Below are 23,134 nucleotides of genomic sequence, written 5' to 3'. Positions count from 1 at the left end.
CGCAGTGCTCCCCCGCGTGGCCACTGCCTCACGGCAGGTTCAGCACCAGCTCCGACGGCGCGATCATGGTGCCGGTGTAGAACGGCAGCTCCTCGCGCACGTGACGGCGGGCCTCGGTCGCGCGCAGGGCGCGCATCAGGTCGACGATGCGGTGCAGCTCGTCGGCCTCGAACGCGAGCAGCCACTCGTAGTCGCCCAGGGCGAACGAGGCCACCGTGTTCGCCCGCACGTCCGCGAAGTCCCTGGCCGCGAGGCCGTGGTCGCGGAGCATGGTGCGGCGCTCCTCCTCGGGGAGGATGTACCACTCGTAGGACCGGACGAACGGGTAGACGCAGATGAACTTCCGCGCCTCCTCGCCCGCGAGGAACGCGGGGACGTGGCTGCGGTTGAACTCGGCGGGCCGGTGCAGGCCGACCTGGCTCCACACCGGCGTGGACAGCGCGCCCACCCTGGTGTGGCGGAACCCGGTGTAGGCGGCCTGGACCTGCTCGATCTCCTCGGCGTGCCACCAGATCATGTAGTCCGCGTCGGCGCGCAGACCGGCCAGGTCGTACACGCCGCGCACGGTGACGCCCTTGGCGGCGAGGCCGTCGATGTACTCCTGGGCCTCGGTCGCCGCGGCGGCGCGGTTCTCGCCGAGCGAGCCCGGCTGCGGGCCCTTGAAGACCGACCAGGCGGTGTAGCGGATGGTGTTGTTCAGCTCGTTGTAGTTCAGGTCGTCGGACATGGCCCCATCTTCCTCTTGCCGTGCACTCAACTCACCCGGCCGAGGACGTGCGCCGCGACACGCTGCGCGGCCTCGTCGCCGGTCGTGATGCAGGCGGGGATGCCGACGCCGTGCAGCGCGGCGCCCGCGACGGCCAGGCCCGGCGCGGCCTCGACGGCCCGCTCGACGCCCGCCACCAGGTCCAGGTGCCCGAGCCCGTACTGGGGCAGCCCGCCGCCCCACCGGGTCACGGTCGTGTCGACGGGCTCGGCGGTGACGCCGGTGAGCTCGGCGAGGTCCGCGCGCACCGCCGCGATCAGCTCCTCGTCGGGGCGCTGCAACGACTCCACGTCGCCGTGCCTGCCGACGGAGCCGCGCACCAGCAGCGGGTCGGCGCCGAGGTGGGCCCACTTGCGGCTGGAGAAGGTGAACGCCTTGGCGGTGTACGGGGTCCCGCTCGCGTGCCGCTCGCCCTCGGCCAGCAGCACGCCGGAGCGCTCGGGCAGCCCGACGCCCGCGGGCAGCGCGAGCGCCACCACGGCCATGGACGCCACCTCGATCCGCCCGTAGCCCTCGGCGGCGGCCGGGACCACGTCGGCCAGGAGCTTGCGCGCGGACGGCGCGGGCACGGCGAGCACGACGCCGTCGACGTCCAGGTGCTCGGGCGCGGAGGCCGTGCCGATCTCGAGCCGCCAGCCCTCGGCGGTCTTCGCCAGCCCGCGCACCGGGAGCCCGAGCCGCACGTCGGCCTTGGCGGCCTCGGCGAGCTTGTCGACCAGGGCGGCCATGCCGCCGCGCAGCGCGCCGAAGATCGGCGGGCGCGGACCGGGGACCGGCTTGGCGGGGGCGGGCACGGCGCGCGCGGCGGCGGCCAGCAGCGAGCCCTCGCCCGCGTCGAGCGCCTCGGCGAGCTGCGGCATGGTGGCGCGCAGGCTCAGCGCGTCCGCGCGACCGGCGTACACCCCGCCCAGCAGGGGCCCGACCAGCCGGTCGGCGACCTCGGGGCCGAACCGCTCCCGCAGCAGCTCGCCGACCAGGACGTCCTTCCCGCCCAGGGCGATCGGCGGCAGCCCCGGTTCGGCGGCGACCCTGGAAAGCGCTTCCTCGGACAGCACGTCCCGCACCGCCTCGGCGGAGGTGGGCACGCCCATGAGGGTGCGCGGCGGCACCGGCCGGACCTGCCCGCCCGCGAGGATCGTGGACGGCGCGCCGGTGGGGTGCACCAGCTCGTCGGCCAGGCCCAGCTCGGCCACCAGGTCGGCGGCCTCGGCGCGGCGGTGCAGGAACGCCTCGGCGCCCACGTCGTACAGCCGCCCGGCCAGCTCGGTCGTGCGGAGCTTGCCGCCGAGCAGGCCCGCCTGCTCGACCAGGGTGATGGTGGCGCCGGGGCCCAGCAGGGCGCGCAGCCGGTAGGCCGCGACCAGACCGGAGATCCCGCCGCCGACGACCGCTACCCGCGTGGCGTTCATCGCGACCGGTGCACCAGCTCGACGGCCTTGGTGATCACGTCCGGGTCGGTGTCCGGGAGGACGCCGTGGCCCAGGTTGAAGATGTGCCCGGAGGCCACCTTTCCCTCCTCCACGATCCGGTCGACCTCGCGCTCCAGCGCGGGGATCCCGGCGAACAGCAGCGCCGGGTCGAGGTTGCCCTGCACGACGGGCGGCGGCAGGTCCGGCGCGGCCTGGACCATGCGGCGCACCGCGACGTCCAGCGGGGTGCGCCAGTCGACGCCGACGACGTCCGCGCCCGCCTCGCGCATCGCGGGCAGCAGCTCGGTGGTGCCGACGCCGAAGTGGATGCGCGGCACGCCGGTGATGCTCTCCAGCACCCGCGTGGAGTGCGGGAGGACGAAGGTCCGGTAGTCGCGCTCGGACAGCGCGCCCGCCCAGGAGTCGAACAGCTGCACGGCCTTGACGCCCGCCTCGACCTGCACGCGCAGGAACTCGGCGGTGATGTCCGCGATCTTGGCCAGCAGCGCGTGCCACAGGTCGGGGTCGGAGTGCATGAGCGCCTTGGTGCGCTCGTGGTTGCGGCTCGGACCGCCCTCGACGAGGTAGGAGGCGAGGGTGAACGGGGCGCCCGCGAAGCCGATCAGCGGGACGTTCCCGAGCTCCTTCAGCAGCAGCCCGATGGCGTCGGCCACGGGCCGCACGTGCGCGGCCTCCAGCTCCGGCAGGGCCGCGACGTCGTCGCGCGTGCGGACCGGGGAGGCCACGACCGGCCCGGTGCCTGCGACGATGTCCAGGTCGACGCCGGCGGCCTTGAGCGGCACGACGATGTCGGAGAAGAGGATCGCGCCGTCCACGTCGTGCCTGCGGACCGGCTGCATGGTGATCTCGCAGACCATCTCCGGGTCGAAGCAGGCGTCCAGCATGGCCGTGCCCGCGCGCAGCGCCCGGTACTCGGGCAGCGAGCGGCCCGCCTGGCGCATGAACCACACGGGGGTCCGGGACGGGGTGCCGCCACGCGCGGCGACCAGCAGCGGGGGTTCGGTCATCTCGGTCATCTCGCCGACCATCGTCCCACGCGTCGAGAACGTCGCGCGGGGTGGTGGGGGTGGGTCGTCGATCACGCTCGGTGGTGGGCGCCCCGGCCCGGTTGTGGATCTTCGCGAGAGCCTGCGGAACGCCCGGCGCGCCTGCCCCGCGGGGCGGGGCCGACAGGCATACAGTCGGGCCCGTGACGGGAGACGCTGGGGAGCCCGAGCTGTTCCGGCGCGCGGTGCGGACCCTGAGATCGGTGCGGACCCGGCCCGAGGTCGAGCTGACCGAGGTGCGGGCGCCGCAGCGGTTGGCCCCGTGGGCGTTCGCGCTGACCGCCGAGGTGACCGGCCCCGAGGACGAGCTGTCCACGGGGCGGTTGGTGCTGCTGCACGACCCCGAGGGCGTGGAGGCGTGGTCGGGCTGCTTCCGGGTGGTCGCGTACGTGCGCGTGGAGCTGGACCCGGAGCTGGCCTCGGACCCGCTGCTGCCCGAGGTCGGGTGGTCGTGGCTGACCGACTCGCTGGAGCAGGCCGGGGCGGAGTTCACCGCGCTGGGCGGCACGGTGACGCAGACGTCGTCGGCCCGGTTCGGCGAGCTGGCGGACCAGGGGCGCACCGACGACCTGGAGCTGCGGGCGTCCTGGACGGCGGTGGACGCCGAGCTGACCGCGCACGGCAGCGCCTTCTACGACCTGATGGCCACGGCCGTGGGCCTGCCCCCGGTCGGGGTGACCAGCCTGCGCTGACCTCGCGATCGGGGAGCCCTCGGCGGGACTCCCCGATCGGCAGGTCCTACTCGTCGTTCGCGCGCAGCACCCGCAGCGCGTTCGCGCCCGCGAGCTTCGTGCAGTCCTCTTCGCTCCCTTGAAGCCCCCGATGGGGCTTCAAGGTCCCTTGCCCGCCGGAACCGCAGGCCGCCGACGAACCGCGAACCCGACGGCGTCCCCGCCCGCCCTACTCGTCGTTCGCGCGCAGCACCCGCAGCGCGTTCGCGCCCGCGAGCTTCGTGCAGTCCTCTTCGCTCCACCCGCGCTCCAGCAGCGCCGCGAACAGGTTCGGGTACCCCGACACGTCCTCCAGCCCGTTCGGCAGGAACGCGACCCCGTCGTAGTCGCCGCCGATCCCGATGTGGTCGATCCCGGCGACCTCGCGGGCGTGCTCGACGTGCGCCACGACGTCCTCGATCCCGACCTCCGGGGTCGGCCCGCCCTCGGTCCACGTCGCGGCGAACCGGTTCCTGGCGTCCAGGTCGTTGTGCCGCTGCCCGGCGTCCGCCATGGCCTCGCGCAGCCGGGCGTCCCAGGCCGCGTAGGCGGGGGACACGAACGCGGGCACGAATGTGACCATGCACACACCCCCGTTCCCGGCCAGGCGCTCCAGGACGGCGTCCGGGACGTTCCTCGGGTGGTCGGCCACGGCCCGGCAGGACGAGTGGCTGAACATGACGGGCCTGGTCGTGACGTCGAGGGCGTCGTTCATCGTCGTCTCGGCGACGTGCGAGAGGTCGACGATCACGCCGATCCGGTTCATCTCGCGGACGACCTCGCGCCCGAACGGGGTCAATCCATTGCTAACGGGTGCATCCGTGGCCGAATCCGCCCACGGGGTGTTCTCGTTGTGGGTCAGCGTCAGGTACCGGACGCCCAGCCTGCGCAGCCCCCGCAGGACGGCGAGCGAGGAGTTGATGCTGTGCCCGCCCTCCGCCCCGATCAGCGAGGCCACGCGCCCCGAGGCGAACGCCGCCTCGGCCTCGTCCGCGGTGGTGGCGATCGCCAGGTGGTCGGGGTAGCGCCGCGCCAACCGGTGGACGAGGTCGACCTGCTCCACCGTCGTGACCACGGCGGCGTCACCCGGCAGGGAGCACGGGACCCACACGGACCAGAACTGCATCCCCAACCGGCCCTCGCGCAGCCTCCCCAGGTCGGTCTGGAGACTGGGCTGGTGAGCCGTCAGGTCGACGGTGTCGGCTGCGGCACACGGATCGGCGCCCGTTGACTTTTCACCGATTTGCCCTTCGGCGCCGAAGTCGCGCAGTGCCCAGGGGAGGTCGTTGTGCCCGTCGACCAGAGGCACCCGTGCCAGCAGTTCTTCGGCGCGCAGACGCGCGGGGAGGGCGGCCACTGGTCAACTCCTGTCTGTCGTCATGAGTCCGGTTCGCGTTACGGGGCCCAGCCGGTTGTCATCCAATCGTGTGACAACGGAGGCCGTCAGTGACAACTCATCGGGGATAGATACCCGATTGATCGTCCCGTAGACCCGCTTGGGCGGCTACGCTGCCCCAGACGACACCACTTTCGGTCGATCAGTGGCGCGGCTGATTGGCCGAAAGTCCCGGTGCCGGTCGGGGGGCACGACCGACTCCAGGGAGGTAGTGACGTGGCTGCCGTCGGCTTAGGTCAGGCCGTTCGTACCACGCCAGCCGGCTCGTTGCCGGCGAACATGGTCCCGCACCCGCGGGAGGAGCTTTTTTCGGTGTTGGTGGTCGACGACCACCCGCTGCTGAGGGAGGCGATAAGCGCCCGGCTCACCCAGATGGGAGCCGGGACTGTGCATGAGGCGGCTTCGGTCGCGGAAGCTCGGGCGCGGGCTCTCGCAACCGGACCGTGCGATCTCGCGATCCTCGATCTGGGTCTGCCGGACGGCACCGGCATCGACCTGGTCACGGAACTCCGTGCCCAGGGCTGGCCCCGCATCGTGGTCCTCGCGTCCTCCGACGACCCCTACGCGGTCAGGTCGGCCTTCCAGGCGGGCGCCCAGGCGTACCTCCTGAAGTCCGCCTCGCCGATGGTGGTCACCGACGGGGTGCGCAGGGTCCTCGACGGCGGCGTCTACGCGGACCCGAGCGTGGCACCCGTGCTGGCTGCGGGAACTCGCGTGCCGGGCACCGACAACACGCCGCGGGAGCTCTCCGCGCGTGAGGTCGAGGTCCTCCAGCTGGTCGCCGATGGCCAGAGCAACAAGGAGATCGGCGAGGCTCTGAGCCTGTCCGCGCTCACGGTGAAGTCTCACCTGTCGCGGATCGGGCGCAAGCTGGGCACCGGGGATCGCGCTCAGATGGTCGCGCTCGCCATGCGGGCGGGCGTGATCCGCTGAACCGCAGGTCGACGCGCTGAACGAGTCGAACACACCCGCGAGTGGTGCGTTCGTCGTAGGGTCATCCGCCGTGGACGTACCCGCCGACGAGCGAACCGATCCGACCGGTGCACAGCCGGTCCCGCTGACGGAACCCGCTGACGGGGTTCCGCCGGTGGTGGCCGACTCCTCGGCACTCCGGCGAGCAGCTGACGCGCTCGCCGGGGCCGAGGGCCCGGTCGCGGTGGACACCGAGCGAGCCTCGGGCTACCGCTACTCGCAACGCGCTTACCTGGTGCAGCTGCGCCGGGAAGGCGCCGGGACCGTGCTGGTCGACCCGATCGCCCTTGGCGGTCGGTTGGACCCGCTGGTCGAGGCGCTCGAAGGGACCGAGTGGGTGCTGCACGCGGCGTCGCAAGACCTGCCGTGCCTCGCCGAACTGGGTCTCACACCGAGCGCGTTGTTCGACACCGAGCTGGCGGGCAGGCTGGCCGGTTTCGAACGGGTGGCACTCGGCACGCTCGTCGAGCTGCTGCTGGGCTACAGGTTGGAGAAGGGGCACGGCGCGGCCGACTGGTCGCGCCGTCCCCTCCCCGCCGACTGGCTCAACTACGCGGCGCTCGACGTCGAGCTGCTGGTTCAGCTGCGCGACGTGCTCGAGGAAGAACTGAGGCAGCAGGGCAAGCTGGAGTGGGCTCTGGAGGAGTTCGACGCCGCCAGGACCGCGCCGCTTCCCAAACCGAGGGCGGAGCCTTGGCGCCGCACCTCGGGGATCCACCGCATCCGCAGCACCAGGCAGCTCGCCGCTGTCCGGTCGCTGTGGGAGACCCGCGACGCCCTGGCGCGCGAGCGGGACCTGGCCCCTGGCCGGGTGCTGCCCGACAGCGCGCTGGTCGACGCGGCGACCCGCAACCCGGCCGACGAGGCCGCGCTGCTGGCGCTCCCGGTGTTCCGGGGACGCGCCCAGCGGCGCATGGCCGGGACGTGGATGGGCGCGCTGCGCAAGGCGGCGGCGCTGCCCAGGGCGGAGCTGCCTGAGACCGCCCAGCACCACGACGGGCCTCCACCGGCGAACCGCTGGGCCGACAAGGACCCGGCGGCGGCAGCACGGCTCGCGGCGGCGCGCACCGCCCTGGCCGAGGTCGCCGAGGCGAACACCCTGCCGGTGGAGAACCTGCTGCTGCCAGACCTGGTGCGCCGCACCTGCTGGCAGCCGCCGTCGGACACCTCGCTCGACGGGGTCACGGCGGCGCTCCGCGAAGGCGGGGCGCGCGAGTGGCAGATCGGCTTGACGGCACGGGCGCTCAGCGAGGCCCTGGCCGCCACTCCGGGCTGACCGACCCGCGAGGACGGGTGCGTCGAGGCCGACCGGCGACGGGAGGCCTCCGACCACCGGCACCACCGCACCGACACCGGCCCCACCGCCGACAGGCGCCCGGACCGGCCACAACCGAACACGCACCTCCCTGTGCACCTCTCCTTCCCTGGAGGGCCGCGCCGGTCCCGCACACCGCTCAGGCGTGCCGTTCCGGCGGTCCGGCTCCTCCCCGGTCGGGTGATGCGCACCGGGGTGTCCGCGCGCCGCGCCGGCACCCCCGCCACCCGCGCAGCCGACCGGCCACGCGGGTGCTCCCCCGCGCCGCTCAGGGGCGCTCCGCGGTGGCGCCGTCCGCCGCCGGGCCCTCCGAACCGCCCTCCGCAGAGCCCTCGGTCCCGCAGTCCGCGCGCGGGTTCCCGAAGCGCCGTCGCGCCGCCTGCTTGCGCGCCAGCCGCCGCACGGCCGCCAGCGCCGCGTCCCCGAGCACGGTCCCCACGACCACCCGCTCCAGGGCCTCCTCGCGCTCCAGCCAGCCCCCCGGCCCGTCGGTGGCGTAGTCCAGGTCGGCCTCGGCCAGCGGCCCGCACAGCCGCGCGTAGCCGTCGAGGAGCTCCCAGAACCGGTCGTGCCCGACCTCGCGCGCCGTCCCGAGCACCCCGACGAGCGCGCGGAGCGCGGGCTCGTCCTCGTCGGACCGCCAGCCCTGCCGCTCCAGGAACGCCCGCGCCTGCGCGGCGGCCTCGGCGTCCTCGTGCTCCGGGACGGGCGTCACCGCGACCTCGACGGTCGACAGGGCCCGCACCAGCCCCCGCTCCTCCTGGTCCTGGTCGGCGAGCGCGGCGAACACCTCGCCGACCGCGGCGATCGACAGCCCGCCCACGTCGACCATGGCCCGGACCAGCCGCAGCCTGCGCACGTGCTCCTCGCCGTAGCGGGCCTGGTTGGGGCTGGTCCGCTCGCCGGGCGGCAGCAGCCCCTCGCGCAGGTAGTACTTGATCGTCGGCACGGGCACGCCGGTGCGCCTGCCCAGCTCGGCAATCCGCATCAGACCCCTTCCCAGAGCGGCATCAAATGGATACCGTGGCTATCCGATAGTAGAGAGTGTCACTATCCATACATGGAGCGAACCGTGATCCGCACCCTGCGGGCGAACCCGGCACTGGCCGTCTTCGCCCTGCTCAACACCGCCTTCGTGCCGGTGGCGCTGGTCGGCCTGCTGGTCGACGACCGCATCGTCGCCGACAGCCCCCTCTGGTTCAAACCGCTCAAGTTCGCCCTCTCCCTCGCCCTGTACAGCGTGAGCCTGGCCTGGGCGCTCTCCCTGGCGACCCGCCTGCGCCGGTTCACCCGGTGGGCCGGGACGCTCGCGGCGGCAGGCGGCACCGTCGAGATGGCGATCATCGTCGGCCAGGCGCTGCGGGGCCGCCGCAGCCACTTCAACACCGCCACCGAGCTCGACTCGACCCTCTACTCGGTCATGGGCGCCACGATCACCGCGGTCTGGGTGGTGCACGCGGTGGTCGTGGTGGCGCTGCTGCTCAGCCGCTTCGAGGACCGCACCACGGCGGTCGCGCTCCGGTTCGGCATGGGCGTGGCGCTGGCGGGCATGGCGGTCGGCTTCCTGATGACCTCGCCGGCCGAGGGCCAGGACCCGGCGCTCGGCCTGGTCGGCGCGCACACCGTGGGCGCCCCGGACGGCGGCCCGCACCTGGCGCTGACCGGCTGGAGCACCACCGGCGGCGACCTGCGGGTGTCGCACTTCATCGGGATGCACGCCCTGCAGGTGCTGCCGCTGGCGATGGCGCTGCTCCCCCGGCTGGCGTCCCCGCGCCTGGCCCGCGACCTGGGGCTGGCCTGGGCGGGCCTGACCGCGCTGACCCTGTGGCAGGCGCTGCGCGGCCAGCCGCCGCTGCGCCCGGACGCGCTCACCCTGGTGGGCCTGGCGGCGCTGGCGGCCTGGACCGGGTACGCGCTGTGGCACGCCACCCGCGAGCGGGCGCGCCGCGCCGCCGTCGAACCGGCTCGGGACGCGGCGGCGGTGGCCGCGTGACCGAGGCGCTGTTCGACCTGGCGTTCCCGCTGGTCGCGCCGTTCTGGGCGCTGATGGTCCTGGCGCCCGGCCGGCGCTGGACGGAGCGCGTCGCGGCGTCCCCGCTGATCGCGCTGCCCGCGCTGCTGGTCCACGGCGCGGTCGTCGCCGGGCACCTGCCCGAGTTGTGGGCGACGATGAGCAACCCGGACCTGGGCGCGCTCCGGGAGCTCATGGGGTCGCCGTGGGGCGCGTCCGCGATCTGGGCGCAGGTCCTGGCCTGGGACCTGCTGATCGGGGCGTGGATCTACCGGGAGGGCCGTCGCGTGGGAGCGCACCCGCTGCTGATGGGCCCGCTGCTGGTGCTCACGGTCGTGCTGTCGCCGTTCGGGTTCGCGCTGTTCTTGGTCGTGCGGGCGGTCTGTGACGCACGCGACAGGCCGCCCTCGGTGGTTACCGACCGGTAACGAAGGCTAGAGTTGCTGTTACCGATCGGTAGGAGTCGCGCTCTCCGGTCGCGCCAGTTGAATCACGACGATGTGGAGGAGACGCCGTGGCCGCACCAGCAGCGCAGGCGCGCGTTCGCAACGTGGTCTTCGTCGACGGCGTGCGCACGCCGTTCGGCAAGGCCGGTCCCAAGGGAATCTTCGCGGAGACCCGCGCCGACGACCTGGTGGTCAAGGTCATCAGGGAGCTGCTGCGCCGCCACCCCGAGCTCCCCCCGGAGCGTGTCGACGAGGTCGCCATCGCGGCCACCACCCAGATCGGCGACCAGGGCCTGACCATCGGCCGGACCGCCGCCCTGCTGGCGGGCCTGCCCAAGTCGGTGCCCGGCTACTCGGTCGACCGGATGTGCGCGGGCGCGATGACGGCCGTGACCACCGCGGCCAGCGGCATCGCGTTCGGCGCGTACGACGTGGCGATCGCGGGCGGCGTCGAGCACATGGGCCGGCACCCGATGGGCGAGGGCGTCGACCCGAACCCGAGGTTCCTGTCGGACAAGATCGTCGACCCGTCGGCGCTGATCATGGGCTCGACGGCGGAGAACCTGCACGACCGCTACCCGGCCATCACCAAGGAGCGGACCGACGCCTACGCGGCGGCCTCGCAGGCCAAGTACGCGGACGCGCTGAAGAACGGGAAGATCGACCCGGACCTGGTCCCGGTCGCCACCCGCTCCGCCGAGCACGGCTGGGGCCTGGCCACCGCCGACGAGCCGCCCCGCCCCGGCACCAGCGTGGCGGACCTGGCGAAGCTCAAGACCCCGTTCCGCCCGCACGGCCGGGTCACGGCGGGCAACGCGGCCGGGCTGAACGACGGCGCCACCGGCTGCATCCTCGCCGGCGAGGACACCGCCGAGGAGCTCGGCCTGCCGGTCGGGATGCGCCTGGTCGGCTACTCGTTCCTGGGCGTGGAGCCCGAGGTCATGGGCGTGGGCCCGGTGCCCGCGACCGAGAAGGCCCTCGCGCGCGCCGGCCTGACGATCGACGACATCGGCCTGTTCGAGATCAACGAGGCGTTCGCGGTGCAGGTCCTGGCGTTCCTGGACCACTTCGGCATCGCCGACGACGACCCCCGCGTCAACCAGTGGGGCGGCGCGATCGCGGTCGGCCACCCGCTGGCGTCCTCGGGCGTGCGGCTGATGACCCAGCTGTCCCGCCAGTTCGCCGAGCGCCCCGACGTGCGCTACGGCATCACCACCATGTGCATCGGCATCGGCATGGGCGGCACCGTGATCTGGGAGAACCCCCGCTGGAACGGAGAGGCCAAGTGACCGCGTTGACCCCCGACGAGGCCAAGGCGCTGTTCCCCGACGAAGTCGTCACCAGCGCGCGCACCCGCCTGGTCGCGGTCCCCGGCCTGGACGGGCCGGTCGCCGTGATCACCATCGACAACGGCCACGACCACACCCGCCCGTCGACCTTCGGGCCGCAGGGCCTGGTCAGCCTGGGCCTGGCGTTCGACGAGGCGGCGGCGGCGAACCCGGTGGCCATCGCGGTCACCGGCAAGCCGTTCGTGTTCGCCGTCGGCGCCGACCTGAGCGCCGTGGAGAAGGCCGGGTCGCGCGAGACGGGCCTGACCATCGGCGCGCTCGGCCACGAGGTGTTCCGCAAGTTCACCGACTCCACCGTCCCCACCTTCGCGTTCGTCAACGGCGCGGCGATGGGCGGCGGCCTGGAGCTGGCGCTGTCCTGCCACTACCGGACGGTGTCCTCGAACGCGGCGGCCATCGCGCTGCCCGAGGTGTTCCTCGGCCTGTTCCCCGGCTGGGGCGGCACGCAGCTGCTGCCGAACCTGATCGGCCCGGACGCGGCCGTGACGGTGATCTTCGAGAACGCGCTGAACCAGAACCGGATGCTCAGCCCGGCGAAGGCCACCCGGCTCGGGATCTTCGACACCGCGCTCGACTCCGCCGACTACCTGGAGCAGTCGCTGCTCTGGCTGGCGAAGGTCGTGCGCGGCGAGGTGACCCCGGAGCGCGAGGAGATCGACCGGGGCGCCGGCTGGGACGCCGCGCTCGCCCGCGCCAAGGGCATCGTGCACGGCCGCACCAAGGGCGCCGCGCCCGGCGCGCTCAAGGCCCTGGAGCTGCTGGAGCTGGCCCGCGAGAACGACCTCGACCGGGGTTACGCGGCCGAGACCGAGGCGCTGGCCGACCTGGTCATGAGCGACGAGCTGCGGGCGGGCCTGTACTCGTTCAACCTCGTGCAGAAGCGCGCCAAGCGCCCCGCGGGGGCCCCGGACAAGTCGCTGGCCCGCAAGGTCACCAAGGTCGGCATCGTCGGCGCGGGCCTGATGGCCTCGCAGATGGCGCTGCTGTTCGCCCGACGCCTGGAGGTGCCGGTCGTGCTGACCGACGTCGACCAGGCGCGCGTGGACAAGGGCGTGGGCTACGTGCACGCCGAGGTCGACAAGCTGCTGGGCAAGGGCCGGGTGTCGCAGGACAAGGCGAACCGGCTCAAGGCGCTGGTGTCCGGCTCGCTGGACAAGGCGGCGTTCGCCGACGCGGACTTCGTGATCGAGGCCGTGTTCGAGGACCTGGACGTCAAGAAGAAGGTCTTCGCCGAGGTCGAGGAGCACGTCTCCGCCGAGGCGGTGCTGGCCACCAACACCTCGTCGCTGTCGATCACCGACATGGCGTCCGGGCTGAAGCACCCCGAGCGCGTGGTCGGCTTCCACTTCTTCAACCCGGTCGCGGTCATGCCGCTGCTGGAGATCGTGCGGGCCGAGCGGACCGACGACGCGACCCTCGCGACGGCGTTCGCGGTGGGCAAGCAGCTGAAGAAGTCGTCGGTGCTGGTCAAGGACGCGCCCGCGTTCGTGGTCAACCGGCTGCTGACCCGGTTCATGGGCGAGGTGGTGCGCTCGATCGACGAGGGCACCCCGTTCGAGGTGGCCGACCGGGCGACCGAGTCGCTGGGCCTGCCGATGTCCCCGCTGGTGCTGCTGCAGCTGGTCGGGCCGCCGGTGGCGCTGCACGTGGCCGAGACGATGCACGGGGCGTTCCCCGAGCGGTTCGCGGTCAGCGAGAACATGAAGGCGTTCGTCGCGGCGGGCAAGGCGGCCGTGTGGCAGTGGGACGCGACCGGCAAGCAGACCGTGGACCCCGAGGTCCAGGCGCTCTGGAAGGGCGGCGACGCCCCGCAGACCGGCGAGGAGGTCGCCGCGCGGGCGCTGGAGGCGCTGGCCGAGGAGATCCGCACCATGCTCGACGAGGGCGTGGTCGCGGAGGCGCAGGACATCGACCTGTGCATGATCCTGGGCGCGGGCTGGCCGTTCTGGCTGGGCGGCGTGACGCCGTACCTGGACCGGACGGGCATCTCGGAGAAGGTGACCGGCAAGCGGTTCCTGGCTCCGGGCATCGCCTCCGTCCCGGCCTGACCTGCGGCGAGAACCCCTGAGCGCCCGGCTCCCCCTCGTGGGGGGCCGGGCGCTCTCGCATGTCCGGGGCAACTTTAGTTAGAAGTTATTACTTCTGTGATAGCCTCTAACAAACCGGTCGATCGGAAGGAGCACCGACATGCACGTCGTCCTGGGCGTCGGCCCCGCGGGCACCACCCTGGCCACCGAGCTGGCCACGCGCGGCCACCAGGTCCGCACCGTCACCCGCAAGGAGGCCGACCTGCGCGACCCCGAGGCCGCCACGCGCGCCATCGCCGGGGCCGAGGTCGTCTACCACTGCGTGAACGTCGCCTACCACCTGCAGGTCGAGGCCATGCCGGTGCTCCAGGAGGCGATCCTGACCGGCGTCGAGCGGGCGGGCGCGCGGCTGGTCGTGCTCGACACGCTCTACCCGTACGGGCCCACCGGCGGCGCGGTGATGACCGAGGACACCCCGTGGAACGCCACCGGGCCCAAGGGCCGGATGCGCGCCGACCTGGACCGGGCCTACCTGGAGGCGCACGCGGCGGGCCGGGCCGGGGTCGTGCTGGGCCGCTCCGCCGACTTCTACGGGCCCGGCGTGCTCAACTCCACGCTCGGCGGGGCCGTGTTCCCCGGCGCGCTCACCGGCGAGACCGTGCTGGGCCTGGGCGACGTCGACCTGCCGCACAGCTACACCTACATCGGCGACGTGGCGCGCGGCCTGGCGCTGCTGGGCGAGAACCCCGACGCGGACGGCCGGGTGTGGCACCTGCCCACCGCGCCCGCCCGCACCACCCGGCAGGTCTTCGACCTGATCGCCGAGCGGGCCGGCCGCCCGCTGGACGTGCGGGTGATGGCCGAGCTGGCCCCGTGGGGGCCGTTCGACGAGGTGTTCGTCGGGGAGTACCGCGAGGTGTTCTACCAGAACCAGGAGCCGCAGATCGTGGACAGCTCGGCGTTCCAGGAGCGGTTCGGGGTGGCGCCGGTGGACTTCGAGGAGGGGGTCGACGCCACGCTCGCCTGGTACCGCAGCGCGTTCGCCGCTACTGCGGGCGAGTAACGCGGGGGCGGCACAGGGGTGAGCCGTCCGGCGGAAGGGCCCCGGTGCCCGACCTTGGTGGGCATGAGCGCGATGCGGCACGCGGAGCAGGCGGGAGCCCGGCTGCGACGCCGGAGCAGGTGCAGACCGGCCAGGCCCGGACCGGTGCGGGTGGAGGAGCTGGCGGCGTTCCTGCGCGCGGACCGGGCCTGGCGCGAGGACGTGCACCGCAGGCTCGTGGCGCGGCTGGACCAGCACCTGGTCCGGGCCGCGCGCGGGGCCGGGTGCGGGCCGATCGCGCTGGTGGCCGAGGAGCTGGCCGGGCAGGCGAGCGTGGACCTGGGGCCGGGGGTGCACTACCGGCTGGCGAAGGCGGTGCACGCGCTGGTGCCGCTGGTGGGGGCGGCGCGGCTGCGGCAGAGCGCGCGGGTGCTGCGGGTGCTGGGGGCGTACCTGTGCGGGGAGGACCTGGCGGCGTGCCCGTGCGCGGAGGCGCTGGCGCGCGACCCGTGGCAGCGGGAGGTGGCGCGGGTGGCGCCGGGGGTGCTGGACGCGGCGGGGTTGTGAGGGCTGCGGGGTCTTAGGGGCTGCGGGGTCGTGGGGGCTGCGGGGTCGTGAAGGCCGCAGACCTTGGCGGTCAGCCTGCCGGGTGCACCCCGATGACGTCGACCACCCGCTCCAGTCCGGCGAAGTCCTTGGTGTTGGAGGTCAGCAGCGGCACCCCGGCCGCCGAGGCCACCGCGGCGATCTGCAGGTCCATCCGCCGGGGCCGGGGGTCGCGCCCGATCCGGCGGACCAGCGCGGCGAGCGTGCCGTAGACCTTGGCCGAGGCGAGGTCGAACGGCAGCACGTCGAACCGGTCGAGCGCCGCGTAGTACCGCTCGGTGCGGGCGTGCCGCTCCACCGGGTCGTCGACGTCCAGCCCGTAGGCCAGCTCGGCGACGGTGACCGCGCTGATCAGCGGCTGGGCGGCGGCGAGGTCCCCGAAGTCGATCCGCTCCAGCGCGATGACCACGCAGGTGTCCAGCAGGACGCGCCTCACCGGCGCCACGGGTCGTCCAGGGGGTCGTCGGAGCCGAGGACGGCGTCGGCGGCGGCGCGGTCGGCCTCCCAGCGGGCGAGGTCGACCGCGGGCAGCGCCCGGAACGCGCCCTGCAGCTCGGCCAGCGTCGCCCTGGGCCGGGGTTCGGCGGCGTGCGGCACGAGGTCGGCGACCGGCCTGCCGTTGCGCGTGACCACGAAGCTCTCCCCCGCCTCGACCCGCCGCATGATCTCGGCGTTGTCGTTGCGGAGCTCGCGCTGCCCGATGCTGGCGACACCCATGTCACAAGGGTAGGCGATGCGCTACAGAAGTGCTACGGTCTCCGCCCCGTGGGCAGCGCAGCGATCAGGGTCGGCACCTCGGGCTGGACGTACCCGGAGTGGCGTGGCGACTTCTACCCCGCCCGGTTGGCCCAGCGGCGCGAGCTGGAGCACCTGGCGGGCCGGTTGGCGACGGTGGAGGTGAACGGCTCGTTCCACGGCGACCGCTCCCCGCGCGACTACCGGTCGTGGGCGGACCGCACGCCGGAGGGGTTCGTGCTCGCGGTGAAGGGCCCGAGGTCGGTGACCCACGTGCGCGCGCTGCGCGACGTCGAGGACGCCCTGGACGCGTTCTACGCCTCGGGCCCCGAGGAGCTGGGCCCGAAGCTGGGCCCGGTCCTGTGGCAGCTGCCGCCCGCGCTCCCGTTCGACGCCCGCCTGGCCGACTTCCTCGCGCTGCTCCCGGAGGGCAGGCACGCGGTGGAGCCGAGGCACCCGAGCTTCGCCGACCCGGCGTTCCGCGCGCTCCTGGAGCGGCACAACGCAGCCCTGGTGCTGGCCGACACCGCAGGCGAGTTCCCGGTGTTCGACCACCGCACCGCCGACTTCCACTACGTGCGCCTGCACGGCGAGCGGCAGCTCTACCGGGGCTCCTACCCGGAGGAGTCCCTGAAGCGCTGGGCGGACCGCGTGTCCGCGTTCGAGGGCGACACGTACGTGTACTTCGACAACACCATGGAGGGCGCGGCTCCCCACAACGCGGAAGCTCTGGCCACCCTGCTGAACACCACCCCGCCCTGGGCCGCGGAGTCAGCCGAACCCACCCTCTTCTGACTGCTCCTCCGCTGCCCCTCCCGCTGCTTCCCCCGTGGGCCTATCCCTGGGCGGGAAGCTGCTCCCCCCACCGGGCCTCGACCGCGCCGTCGTCCCCGACCAGGAACACGGTGAGCCCCATCCGGGGGAACACGGAGGCGACGGACTCCAGGTTGCGCCGATGCGTGAGCCGGTCGGGCAGCGCCAGCGCCACCACGTCGTCCGGGTGCGCCTGCCGGAGCTGAAGCCCTTTGAGCAGGGCAGCCGCGAACTCGGACCGCGCCTGGACGGCGGGCAGGGTCCGCTTGACCTCACCAGCACGCGCCGGGTCGACGTACCGGCTGCTGGGGAACCCCTTCACCTCGACGTGCAAGGTCCGCGCCCCGCGCTCCACCACCACGTCGGTCCCCCGCTCCCGACTGCGCGTGTCCGCGACCCGCACGACCTTCCACCCGTCGGCGAGCAGCCAGTCCACGAGCCGCTGCTGAACCGCGCGCTCGCTGACGTCCGCCACCTCGTGCACCTCGGCGGGAACGGGCAACCCCCGCACGACCCGCAGGCTGTCGGGCAGGTGGTTGCGGATGGGCCGGTCGGCGTCGTCCCGGACGATCACCCCGGCGGCGGCGAGCCTGCGGCAGACCGCGTTGACCTGCTGGTGGACCACCCCGAGGGCGCGGGCGATCTCAGCGTCGGTCATCGCCTCCCCGGAGGTCCGCAGCAGCGCGACGACCCGATCCTCGAACCTCATCACCCGATGATCCCGTCGGCGGGCTCCCCCGGACACCGCCACGATGACCCAGTGCCCCCACACCAACCGGACCGATCCACCCGTCTGGAGCAGGCGCTGAGCCGCGACGGCGCCGACTGCGCGTGGTGCAGGCGCGAGTTCGACCGGAACACCAGACCGACGACGGACCACCTGGTCCCGAAGGCCAAGGGCGGCCCGTCCTGGCTGGAGAACGAACTGGCGGCCTGCCCGAGGTGCAACCGGACGAGGGGCCACACCTCCCCGGTCGACTGGCTGGCCGAGTGCGAACGAAGGGGTTGGTCCCCGGACCGCCCCAGGGTGACCACCCTGCTCCAAGCCCTGGAGGCGGCGATAGCGACGCACGGCGGCCAACGCCGGGCGAGGCACTACCTGGCAGCCCAGCTCCGCAGACTCGACCGAGGGACAGACCACCCGCGAAACTAGCTGGATGGGGTGACGCGCTGAGCAAAAGCAGAGCGAACCTCAGAAAATCCCCGCCATGAGATCAACGATCATCGCCTCCACCCTGCTCATCACCGCCCCGCTCCTGATGGCGACCAACGCCCCGAGGTGCGACCGAGGCGAGTTCTGCGCGTGGTCCACCACCAACTACGCAGGCGCCGCACGCAGGCTGGACCTGGAAACCGCCAACCCGGACGAGTGCGTTCCCCTGCCGGACAACCTGGTGGCCCGCTCCTTCGCCAACCGCCTCAACCGCCTGGTCTCGGTGTACCAGGGAGCGGACTGCTCAACGGAGGCGGACTTCACCACCTATCCGGGTGGCGGCACCTGGGTGCCGGACGCTCCGTTTGTGATCAGGGCGGTGCAAGTCTGGAATTGATACCCGGTCGGGTCGAATTACTTCACCCCGAAGAAGTGTTAACGTTACGCAGCGGAAGAAACCGTTGCGCTAACGCAACGAAGCACGGGGGCGTTCCGTAAAATTCCCGCCCACCGATGCGGTCCAAAACGCCGAAGTACGGGGTACGTCGGCCGACGGCATGTCACTCTAGCCCTCCATCAACCCCGGAGGGGAGATCCATGCTGTTCATCACAGGAGTGGAGGGCGCTTCAGCGCCCTCCACGTTAACGATGTGCATATCCCCTGACCGGGTAGTGGCGCTGAAGAAGCAGTACGAAAGAGTCAGGAACAAGGTTTCCGAACTGCTCACGCAGCACGAATATCAACTGGTCAAGACCCCACTCGCCTCTGACCAGGTTTCACAGGAAGCTGCAGCAGACTTCCTGAAGAACGCCCTGAAGTCCTTCGAAGTGCTTCAGGAATTTCGCGACAAAATGAACGAGAACATCAAACTCCTCGAGGAGGCAATCGTGGAGTACGACCTGGTCGAGGAGCAGAATAGCGACGCGTTCCGCTCAACAGAAGGAATCTCCTGAGATGCACGAAACGACGCTGCGCACACGCAAATCATCACTACCCCCCGCTTCAGCACAGAGAGCAGTCATTTTCACCGCCATGATGATCAGCTTGGTTTCAGCCATCGCCACGGCGGTATCGACGCTCTCGCCCGAGAGCACCACATCGGGTACGGCCAGAGCCGTTTCACAACCGCAGGGCGCCCAGGTTCCACCGATGGCTTCGTCGTCACAAGCCAGCCCTCAGAGGCCGGTCAGACAGGAAGGGCAGTGGTTGGACATCACCAAGGTGAAGCCTTGCGGCCTGCTCTCCCCTGAGGAGCTCACCAAGATCGGAATGGGACGCGGCGGGCGCGAGATCGAACTGTCCGCCTTCGAAGCCATTGGATGCACGTGGTCGGACACCGATGGGATCGACACAGTGGTTCCCGTCACCAACGAGGGAATAGAGGTCTGGTTCGAGGGCAACCGCACCGGGAAGCTCACCAAGACGATCAAGATCGACAGCTTCCCGGCTATCACCGTCCAGATCGACGGTTATCCGAACCGCTGCGACGTCATGGTCGACACGAACGCCGGGCAGTACCTCAACGCCTCCCACTCCCGCAGCACCAAGAAGATCGACGTGAACCAGACACCTTGCGAGCGCGCGATCCGACTCGCGCAAGGAGCAGTGCGGACGCTGGAAGCACTCCAGGGGGTGCGATGACGAACGGGGGGCACAACTTCGACGCGATGTCGCACAAAACGCTCTACCAACTGCTGAACGACCGGAAGCACGGAGTCCCCGAGGCAGTCACCGAGGGGTGGAACGAGTTCGACCGCGTGCTCGGCGAGGCCACTTCCGAACTCGACTCCGCCATCAGGGATTCCGGGGCGGTGTGGATCGGCACTGCAGGCGAGGAGTTCAGGGCGTCCAACGCGCCGCTCGTGCAGTGGGCGCAGGAAGCACGAGAAGCGGGGGTCGCCACCCGCAGATCGTTCGAGGAGCACGTTTCCTGCTACAACGCCGCACGGCACAATATGCCGAAACCGGTCCAGGTGACCTCCACGGCGAACGACGACTTCTGCGGGATCCCCAGCAAGTTGATCCACCTCGTCGGGGGGCAGACCGACCAGGACATCCAGGAGCGGCTCGCGAACGAGGCCAAACGGGTTGCCGTGCGGGTCATGCAGAGCTACGGCGCAGGCACGGCCAGCGCGCTGGACGCGGTCGGTGACTTCGTCCCACCGCCCGCCATCACCACTAGGGTCGACGAGAGCCCCATAGCCCCGCCACCCCGTGTCCTGACCGCCAGCACTCCCCCGCCCCTGTTACCCAGCCACCCGCTTCCGTTCCAGTCGCCACCGCAGCCTGAGCACCACAGCGCCCCAGCCCTCACCACACCGCAGGGCACCACGGAAAGCGCCTCAGCAACCCCCGCAGCGCCCCAGCAGGCGTCAACACCACCACTCACCACAACACCCTCGGCAACACCCCAGCAGCCCGCTCAGAGCTTCACCGTCCTCCCCGGCATCGGCAGCACCTCCCCGGCGGGCACAACGCTCACCACCGCCGCGGCCAGCCCCACGAGCATCACCAGCCGCCTCAACCCCGGTCTCGGCAGCAGCGGCGCAGGCAGTGGATCCCGCACCCTCTCGGGCCCTCCCCCCATCGGCGGTCACACCGCCCCCGGAGGCCCCCACGGGCCCGGTGGACCCGGTGGCGCGCACGGCGGAAGCCGCCCGGTCGTCACCACCGGCGCACCGCTCCCCACCACACCGCAGCAGGCCACCCGCCTCCCCGCCTCCGCCACCCCGCCCCCGGCCGGGATGACCGCCCTCCCCCCGAACGGCAGGTCGAGCGAGCACGACCAGCACCGCAGAACCGCCGCCTACCTCGAAGAGCACCGCGACGTCTGGGGCGCCGACAGCATCCCCAAGGTCAGCCCCCCGGTGATCGGAGACGACCACCAGTGAGATTCGTCCTCTCCAAGGTGGAGCTGGAGCTCTGCTGGGAGCACCTCGGCCTCGGCGAGCTCCCCACCATCCTGTCCTCCCCCTCCCACGGCGCCACGCACGACGAGCGCCGCGCCCTCCACGTCGAGGCGTGGCGCGACCTGGAGCGCCGGGACCTCGCGGGTGGCAGCGAGCTCAGCCCCTCCCTCGCGGGCAGGCTCCAGCTGCTCGCCGCGCCCGAGCGCGAGGTCGACGCCCGCCTGCGGCTCGACGACGGGCCCCGCGTGCGCGCGCTCGCGGCCACCCGGCGCGGGCACGGGCTGCTCGCCGTCCTGACCTCCGACCGGATCACCGTCACCGACGTCGCCCACCACTCGCTCGCCGACGCGGTCGTCACCCTGCTCCCCCCGCACCCCGCCCCGCGCGCCCGCTCGATCTCGCTGCTCGCCACCGAGCTGGACGCCGCGGTCGAGCGGTCCAACGACTCCCCGGCGCGTCTGGAGCGCCTGCTGCACGAGGCCGGGTTGGGGCACCAGGACGCCCGGCAGGTCCGCGAGGTGCTGGGGGACGTGCAGCGGACCGGCCAGTTCGGCGCCTCCAGCCGCACGGGCCGCACCGGCCGCCGCCGGGGGCCGTACGCGATCAACTTCTACGACACCCCCTGCGGCCGCTGGCAGTTCACCCGGCGGCCCTCGCCCGACGGGCGGCAGTGGGCCACGCTCGCGCCCGCGGACCACCCCCGGTTGGTCAGCGCGGTCGCGGAGCTGCTCGCCGCCACCTGAGCCCGACTGTGGTACCCCACTCGCATGAGCGAGAGCGAGACCGGGTCCGAGCACCGCGGTGACAAGTCCCTGGCCGACCTGAAGCAGGCCCTGCGCGACTTCGCCGCCGCCCGCGACTGGGACACCTACCACACGCCGAAGAACCTGGTCATGGCCCTGTCCGGCGAGGTGGGGGAGCTGACCGACCTGTTCCAGTGGCTCACGCCCGAGCAGGCCGCCGCCGCGATGCAGGACCCCGAGTTGGCCTGGAACGTGCGTGACGAGCTGGCCGATGTGGTCCACTACCTGGTGCGGCTGGCCGACAAGCTCGACGTCGACCTGGTCGACGCGGCCTTCGCGAAGATCGAGCGCAACGAGCGCCGCTTCCCCACCGGTGACCTTCGCCCGGTCGAGTGACCGTGCAGGCACCACATCCGCAACTGCGAGTGATGAGGATCCGATGCACCCCCAGCCCCCGGCCCTGCTGCACATGCACCAGAAGATCACCATGATGGTGAACCGGTACGAGGTGTTCGCCGACGACGGCCAGGGCCAGCCGGGCCGGGTGATCGCGTTCGTCGAGCAGAAGCGCCTGGCGTTCAAGGAGCGCGTCACGATCTACACGGACAGCACCAAGCAGTCGGTGCTGGCCGAGTTCAAGGCGCGCAAGGTCATCGACCTGGGCAGCGCCTACGACGTGGTGGTGGCGGGCGGCCAGTCGATTGGGCTGTTCCGCAAGGACTTCCGCAAGTCGCTGGTGAACTCCACCTGGCACTTCGAGCAGCACGGCGCGGCGCCCGCGGTCGGCAAGGAGCGCAATCACGCGCTCGCTGTGCTCCGCCGCGTCTGGGGGTTCATCCCCTTCATCAACGACCTGCCGTTCTTCATGCGCTACCACTTCGACTTCACCAGGGAGAACGGCGCGCCGGTCTTCAGCGTGGACAAGAAGACCTGGCTGCGCGACCACTACCTGATCACCATCAACGACCCGGCCGCCGACCACCGCATGGTGATCGCCCAGGCGGTCGCCGTGGACGCGCTGCAGAGCCGCTGACGGCGGACGTGCGGCCGGGCCCGTTCACGCGCTCGGCCGCACCCCCTCTTCCAGGCGCCACCCCCACCACGACCCCGCACCGCTGACCAGGCGAAGCGCCGCAGCGAGCGGGTGACCCGCGGGTTCCCGGCACGGTCGTTGCCTACCGTGGGACGTGGTGCGGCGCGGGCGGGGAGGCCCCGCACGACGAGGGGAGAAACGCGTGATCAGGTGGCAGCAGCGCAGCAGACCGAGGTACCGGGGCGGCGGGCGTCCGCAGGTCGACGAGCTGGTGTGGGCACCCGTGCTGTTCGCGGGCATCGTGGCCGCGTCGCTCCTGCTCCTCGTCCTGACCTACGTCTAGAACGCAAACGTCTGGAACGCAAAAAAGCCCTGTGGGGCGCACGGATAACCGTGCGCCCCACAGGGAAAAAATGTTCGGCGGCGTCCTACTCTCCCACACCCTCACGAGTGCAGTACCATCGGCGCTGGAAGGCTTAACTACCGGGTTCGGAATGGGACCGGGTGTTCCCCAACCGCAATGACCACCGAAACACTATGAAGATAACCAACCACACAGCACCACCCACCGGCGCCACACCCTCCCTGGGGAGAGCGGTCGCCGACCGGTGATGGTCGGTTCGGTTCCTTC

Annotated in this window: 27 protein-coding genes and 1 rRNA gene; 19 read left to right on the top strand and 9 right to left on the bottom strand. The window is 72.2% G+C overall.

The genetic code is table 11. The features are described 5' to 3' along the window. Positions 1-28: 28 nt before the first annotated feature. Genes hemQ through hemE form a run of 3 tightly spaced genes read right to left on the bottom strand, consistent with a single transcriptional unit; the run spans position 29 to position 3,224 of the window. Complete coding sequence (hemQ, locus tag AMIR_RS07805) at positions 29-727, bottom strand: hydrogen peroxide-dependent heme synthase (protein WP_015800393.1); 699 nt, start codon at positions 725-727, stop codon at positions 29-31. 26 nt (positions 728-753) lie between these two features. After that, the gene (hemG, locus tag AMIR_RS07800; protein WP_015800392.1) at positions 754-2,175 is read right to left on the bottom strand and encodes a protoporphyrinogen oxidase; all 1,422 of its coding nucleotides are present in this window, start codon (positions 2,173-2,175) and stop codon (positions 754-756) included. Next, positions 2,172-3,224, bottom strand: a complete 1,053-nt coding sequence (hemE, locus tag AMIR_RS07795) for a uroporphyrinogen decarboxylase (RefSeq protein ID WP_015800391.1) — start codon at positions 3,222-3,224, stop codon at positions 2,172-2,174. Before hemE ends, hemG begins: the two co-directional genes overlap by 4 nt. Positions 3,225-3,385: 161 nt before the next feature. Between hemE and AMIR_RS07790 the strand changes: the two genes are divergently transcribed. Then, positions 3,386-3,934, top strand: a complete 549-nt coding sequence (locus AMIR_RS07790) for a DUF3000 domain-containing protein (protein WP_015800390.1) — start codon at positions 3,386-3,388, stop codon at positions 3,932-3,934. A 208-nt stretch (positions 3,935-4,142) separates the two neighbouring features. Here the strand turns inward: AMIR_RS07790 and AMIR_RS07785 are convergent, their stop codons facing one another. After that, positions 4,143-5,309 (bottom strand): dipeptidase, encoded by a 1,167-nt coding sequence (locus AMIR_RS07785; protein WP_015800389.1) that lies wholly within the window; start codon positions 5,307-5,309, stop codon positions 4,143-4,145. A 255-nt stretch (positions 5,310-5,564) separates the two neighbouring features. Between AMIR_RS07785 and AMIR_RS07780 the strand changes: the two genes are divergently transcribed. Further along, on the top strand, positions 5,565-6,281 hold the full coding sequence (locus tag AMIR_RS07780) for a response regulator (RefSeq protein ID WP_015099292.1): 717 nt from the start codon (positions 5,565-5,567) through the stop codon (positions 6,279-6,281). 70 nt (positions 6,282-6,351) lie between these two features. Beyond that, complete coding sequence (locus AMIR_RS07775; protein ID WP_015800388.1) at positions 6,352-7,596, top strand: ribonuclease D; 1,245 nt, start codon at positions 6,352-6,354, stop codon at positions 7,594-7,596. Positions 7,597-7,903: 307 nt separating this feature from the next. Here the strand turns inward: AMIR_RS07775 and AMIR_RS07770 are convergent, their stop codons facing one another. Further along, complete coding sequence (locus AMIR_RS07770; protein ID WP_015800387.1) at positions 7,904-8,623, bottom strand: MerR family transcriptional regulator; 720 nt, start codon at positions 8,621-8,623, stop codon at positions 7,904-7,906. Between the two features lie 72 nt (positions 8,624-8,695). On the opposite strand from AMIR_RS07770, the gene AMIR_RS07765 reads away from it, so the two are divergent. The 6 genes from AMIR_RS07765 (at position 8,696) to AMIR_RS07740 (ending at position 15,077) form a co-directional block, all read left to right on the top strand. After that, on the top strand, positions 8,696-9,628 hold the full coding sequence (locus AMIR_RS07765; protein ID WP_143760669.1) for a hypothetical protein: 933 nt from the start codon (positions 8,696-8,698) through the stop codon (positions 9,626-9,628). Next, positions 9,625-10,074 (top strand): ABA4-like family protein, encoded by a 450-nt coding sequence (locus AMIR_RS07760; protein WP_015800385.1) that lies wholly within the window; start codon positions 9,625-9,627, stop codon positions 10,072-10,074. Before AMIR_RS07765 ends, AMIR_RS07760 begins: the two co-directional genes overlap by 4 nt. An 86-nt stretch (positions 10,075-10,160) precedes the next feature. After that, positions 10,161-11,381: a thiolase family protein gene (locus AMIR_RS07755; RefSeq protein WP_015800384.1), complete on the top strand. Its 1,221-nt coding sequence runs from the start codon at positions 10,161-10,163 to the stop codon at positions 11,379-11,381. Continuing rightward, positions 11,378-13,489 (top strand): 3-hydroxyacyl-CoA dehydrogenase NAD-binding domain-containing protein, encoded by a 2,112-nt coding sequence (locus AMIR_RS07750; protein WP_015800383.1) that lies wholly within the window; start codon positions 11,378-11,380, stop codon positions 13,487-13,489. Before AMIR_RS07755 ends, AMIR_RS07750 begins: the two co-directional genes overlap by 4 nt. 139 nt (positions 13,490-13,628) lie before the next feature. Further along, positions 13,629-14,531 carry an NAD-dependent epimerase/dehydratase family protein gene (locus AMIR_RS07745; protein ID WP_015800382.1) on the top strand — a complete coding sequence of 301 codons (903 nt, stop codon included), beginning with the start codon at positions 13,629-13,631 and terminating at the stop codon, positions 14,529-14,531. Between the two features lie 63 nt (positions 14,532-14,594). Further along, the gene (locus tag AMIR_RS07740; RefSeq protein WP_245554592.1) at positions 14,595-15,077 is read left to right on the top strand and encodes a hypothetical protein; all 483 of its coding nucleotides are present in this window, start codon (positions 14,595-14,597) and stop codon (positions 15,075-15,077) included. A 70-nt stretch (positions 15,078-15,147) separates the two neighbouring features. On the opposite strand, the gene AMIR_RS07735 is transcribed toward AMIR_RS07740, so the two are convergent. Both AMIR_RS07735 and AMIR_RS07730 read right to left on the bottom strand, forming a co-directional pair. Then, positions 15,148-15,552, bottom strand: coding sequence for a type II toxin-antitoxin system VapC family toxin (locus AMIR_RS07735; RefSeq protein WP_205590395.1), 405 nt, complete (start codon positions 15,550-15,552; stop codon positions 15,148-15,150). Continuing rightward, the gene (locus AMIR_RS07730; RefSeq protein ID WP_015800379.1) at positions 15,549-15,833 is read right to left on the bottom strand and encodes a type II toxin-antitoxin system Phd/YefM family antitoxin; all 285 of its coding nucleotides are present in this window, start codon (positions 15,831-15,833) and stop codon (positions 15,549-15,551) included. Before AMIR_RS07730 ends, AMIR_RS07735 begins: the two co-directional genes overlap by 4 nt. A gap of 48 nt (positions 15,834-15,881) precedes the next feature. On the opposite strand from AMIR_RS07730, the gene AMIR_RS07725 reads away from it, so the two are divergent. After that, the gene (locus AMIR_RS07725) at positions 15,882-16,646 is read left to right on the top strand and encodes a DUF72 domain-containing protein (RefSeq protein ID WP_015800378.1); all 765 of its coding nucleotides are present in this window, start codon (positions 15,882-15,884) and stop codon (positions 16,644-16,646) included. Positions 16,647-16,686: 40 nt separating this feature from the next. On the opposite strand, the gene AMIR_RS35375 is transcribed toward AMIR_RS07725, so the two are convergent. Further along, positions 16,687-17,373, bottom strand: a complete 687-nt coding sequence (locus AMIR_RS35375) for a LexA family transcriptional regulator (protein WP_015800377.1) — start codon at positions 17,371-17,373, stop codon at positions 16,687-16,689. A gap of 6 nt (positions 17,374-17,379) precedes the next feature. Here AMIR_RS35375 and AMIR_RS36820 point away from each other — a divergent pair, with 6 nt between their 5' ends. From AMIR_RS36820 to AMIR_RS40040, 9 genes are all read left to right on the top strand, one after another. Continuing rightward, positions 17,380-17,817: an HNH endonuclease gene (locus tag AMIR_RS36820; RefSeq protein ID WP_084798823.1), complete on the top strand. Its 438-nt coding sequence runs from the start codon at positions 17,380-17,382 to the stop codon at positions 17,815-17,817. A gap of 55 nt (positions 17,818-17,872) precedes the next feature. Continuing rightward, positions 17,873-18,214: a peptidase inhibitor family I36 protein gene (locus AMIR_RS07710; protein WP_015800376.1), complete on the top strand. Its 342-nt coding sequence runs from the start codon at positions 17,873-17,875 to the stop codon at positions 18,212-18,214. Between the two features lie 200 nt (positions 18,215-18,414). Further along, positions 18,415-18,771, top strand: a complete 357-nt coding sequence (locus tag AMIR_RS07705; RefSeq protein WP_015800375.1) for a PE domain-containing protein — start codon at positions 18,415-18,417, stop codon at positions 18,769-18,771. A 1-nt stretch (position 18,772) separates the two neighbouring features. Then, positions 18,773-19,459, top strand: a complete 687-nt coding sequence (locus tag AMIR_RS36815; RefSeq protein WP_084798822.1) for a DUF3558 domain-containing protein — start codon at positions 18,773-18,775, stop codon at positions 19,457-19,459. Further along, complete coding sequence (locus tag AMIR_RS07695; protein ID WP_015800373.1) at positions 19,456-20,709, top strand: PPE domain-containing protein; 1,254 nt, start codon at positions 19,456-19,458, stop codon at positions 20,707-20,709. Before AMIR_RS36815 ends, AMIR_RS07695 begins: the two co-directional genes overlap by 4 nt. Beyond that, entirely contained in the window at positions 20,706-21,470 is a 765-nt protein-coding gene (locus tag AMIR_RS07690) for an ESX secretion-associated protein EspG (protein WP_015800372.1), read from the top strand. Before AMIR_RS07695 ends, AMIR_RS07690 begins: the two co-directional genes overlap by 4 nt. A 24-nt stretch (positions 21,471-21,494) precedes the next feature. Continuing rightward, positions 21,495-21,866, top strand: a complete 372-nt coding sequence (locus AMIR_RS07685; protein ID WP_015800371.1) for a nucleotide pyrophosphohydrolase — start codon at positions 21,495-21,497, stop codon at positions 21,864-21,866. A gap of 43 nt (positions 21,867-21,909) precedes the next feature. Further along, positions 21,910-22,503, top strand: a complete 594-nt coding sequence (locus AMIR_RS07680) for an LURP-one-related family protein (protein WP_015800370.1) — start codon at positions 21,910-21,912, stop codon at positions 22,501-22,503. A 202-nt stretch (positions 22,504-22,705) separates the two neighbouring features. After that, positions 22,706-22,846 (top strand): hypothetical protein, encoded by a 141-nt coding sequence (locus AMIR_RS40040; RefSeq protein ID WP_015800369.1) that lies wholly within the window; start codon positions 22,706-22,708, stop codon positions 22,844-22,846. Positions 22,847-22,918: 72 nt separating this feature from the next. Here AMIR_RS40040 and rrf read toward each other — a convergent pair. Then, a 5S ribosomal RNA gene (rrf, locus tag AMIR_RS07675) occupies positions 22,919-23,035 on the bottom strand. Positions 23,036-23,134: the final 99 nt, after the last annotated feature.

The organism is Actinosynnema mirum DSM 43827 (assembly GCF_000023245.1).
GTDB classification, from domain to species: Bacteria; Actinomycetota; Actinomycetes; order Mycobacteriales; family Pseudonocardiaceae; genus Actinosynnema; species Actinosynnema mirum.
The sequence above is the reverse complement of the archived record's forward strand: the minus strand, read 5'-3'. Positions and strand labels throughout refer to the sequence as shown.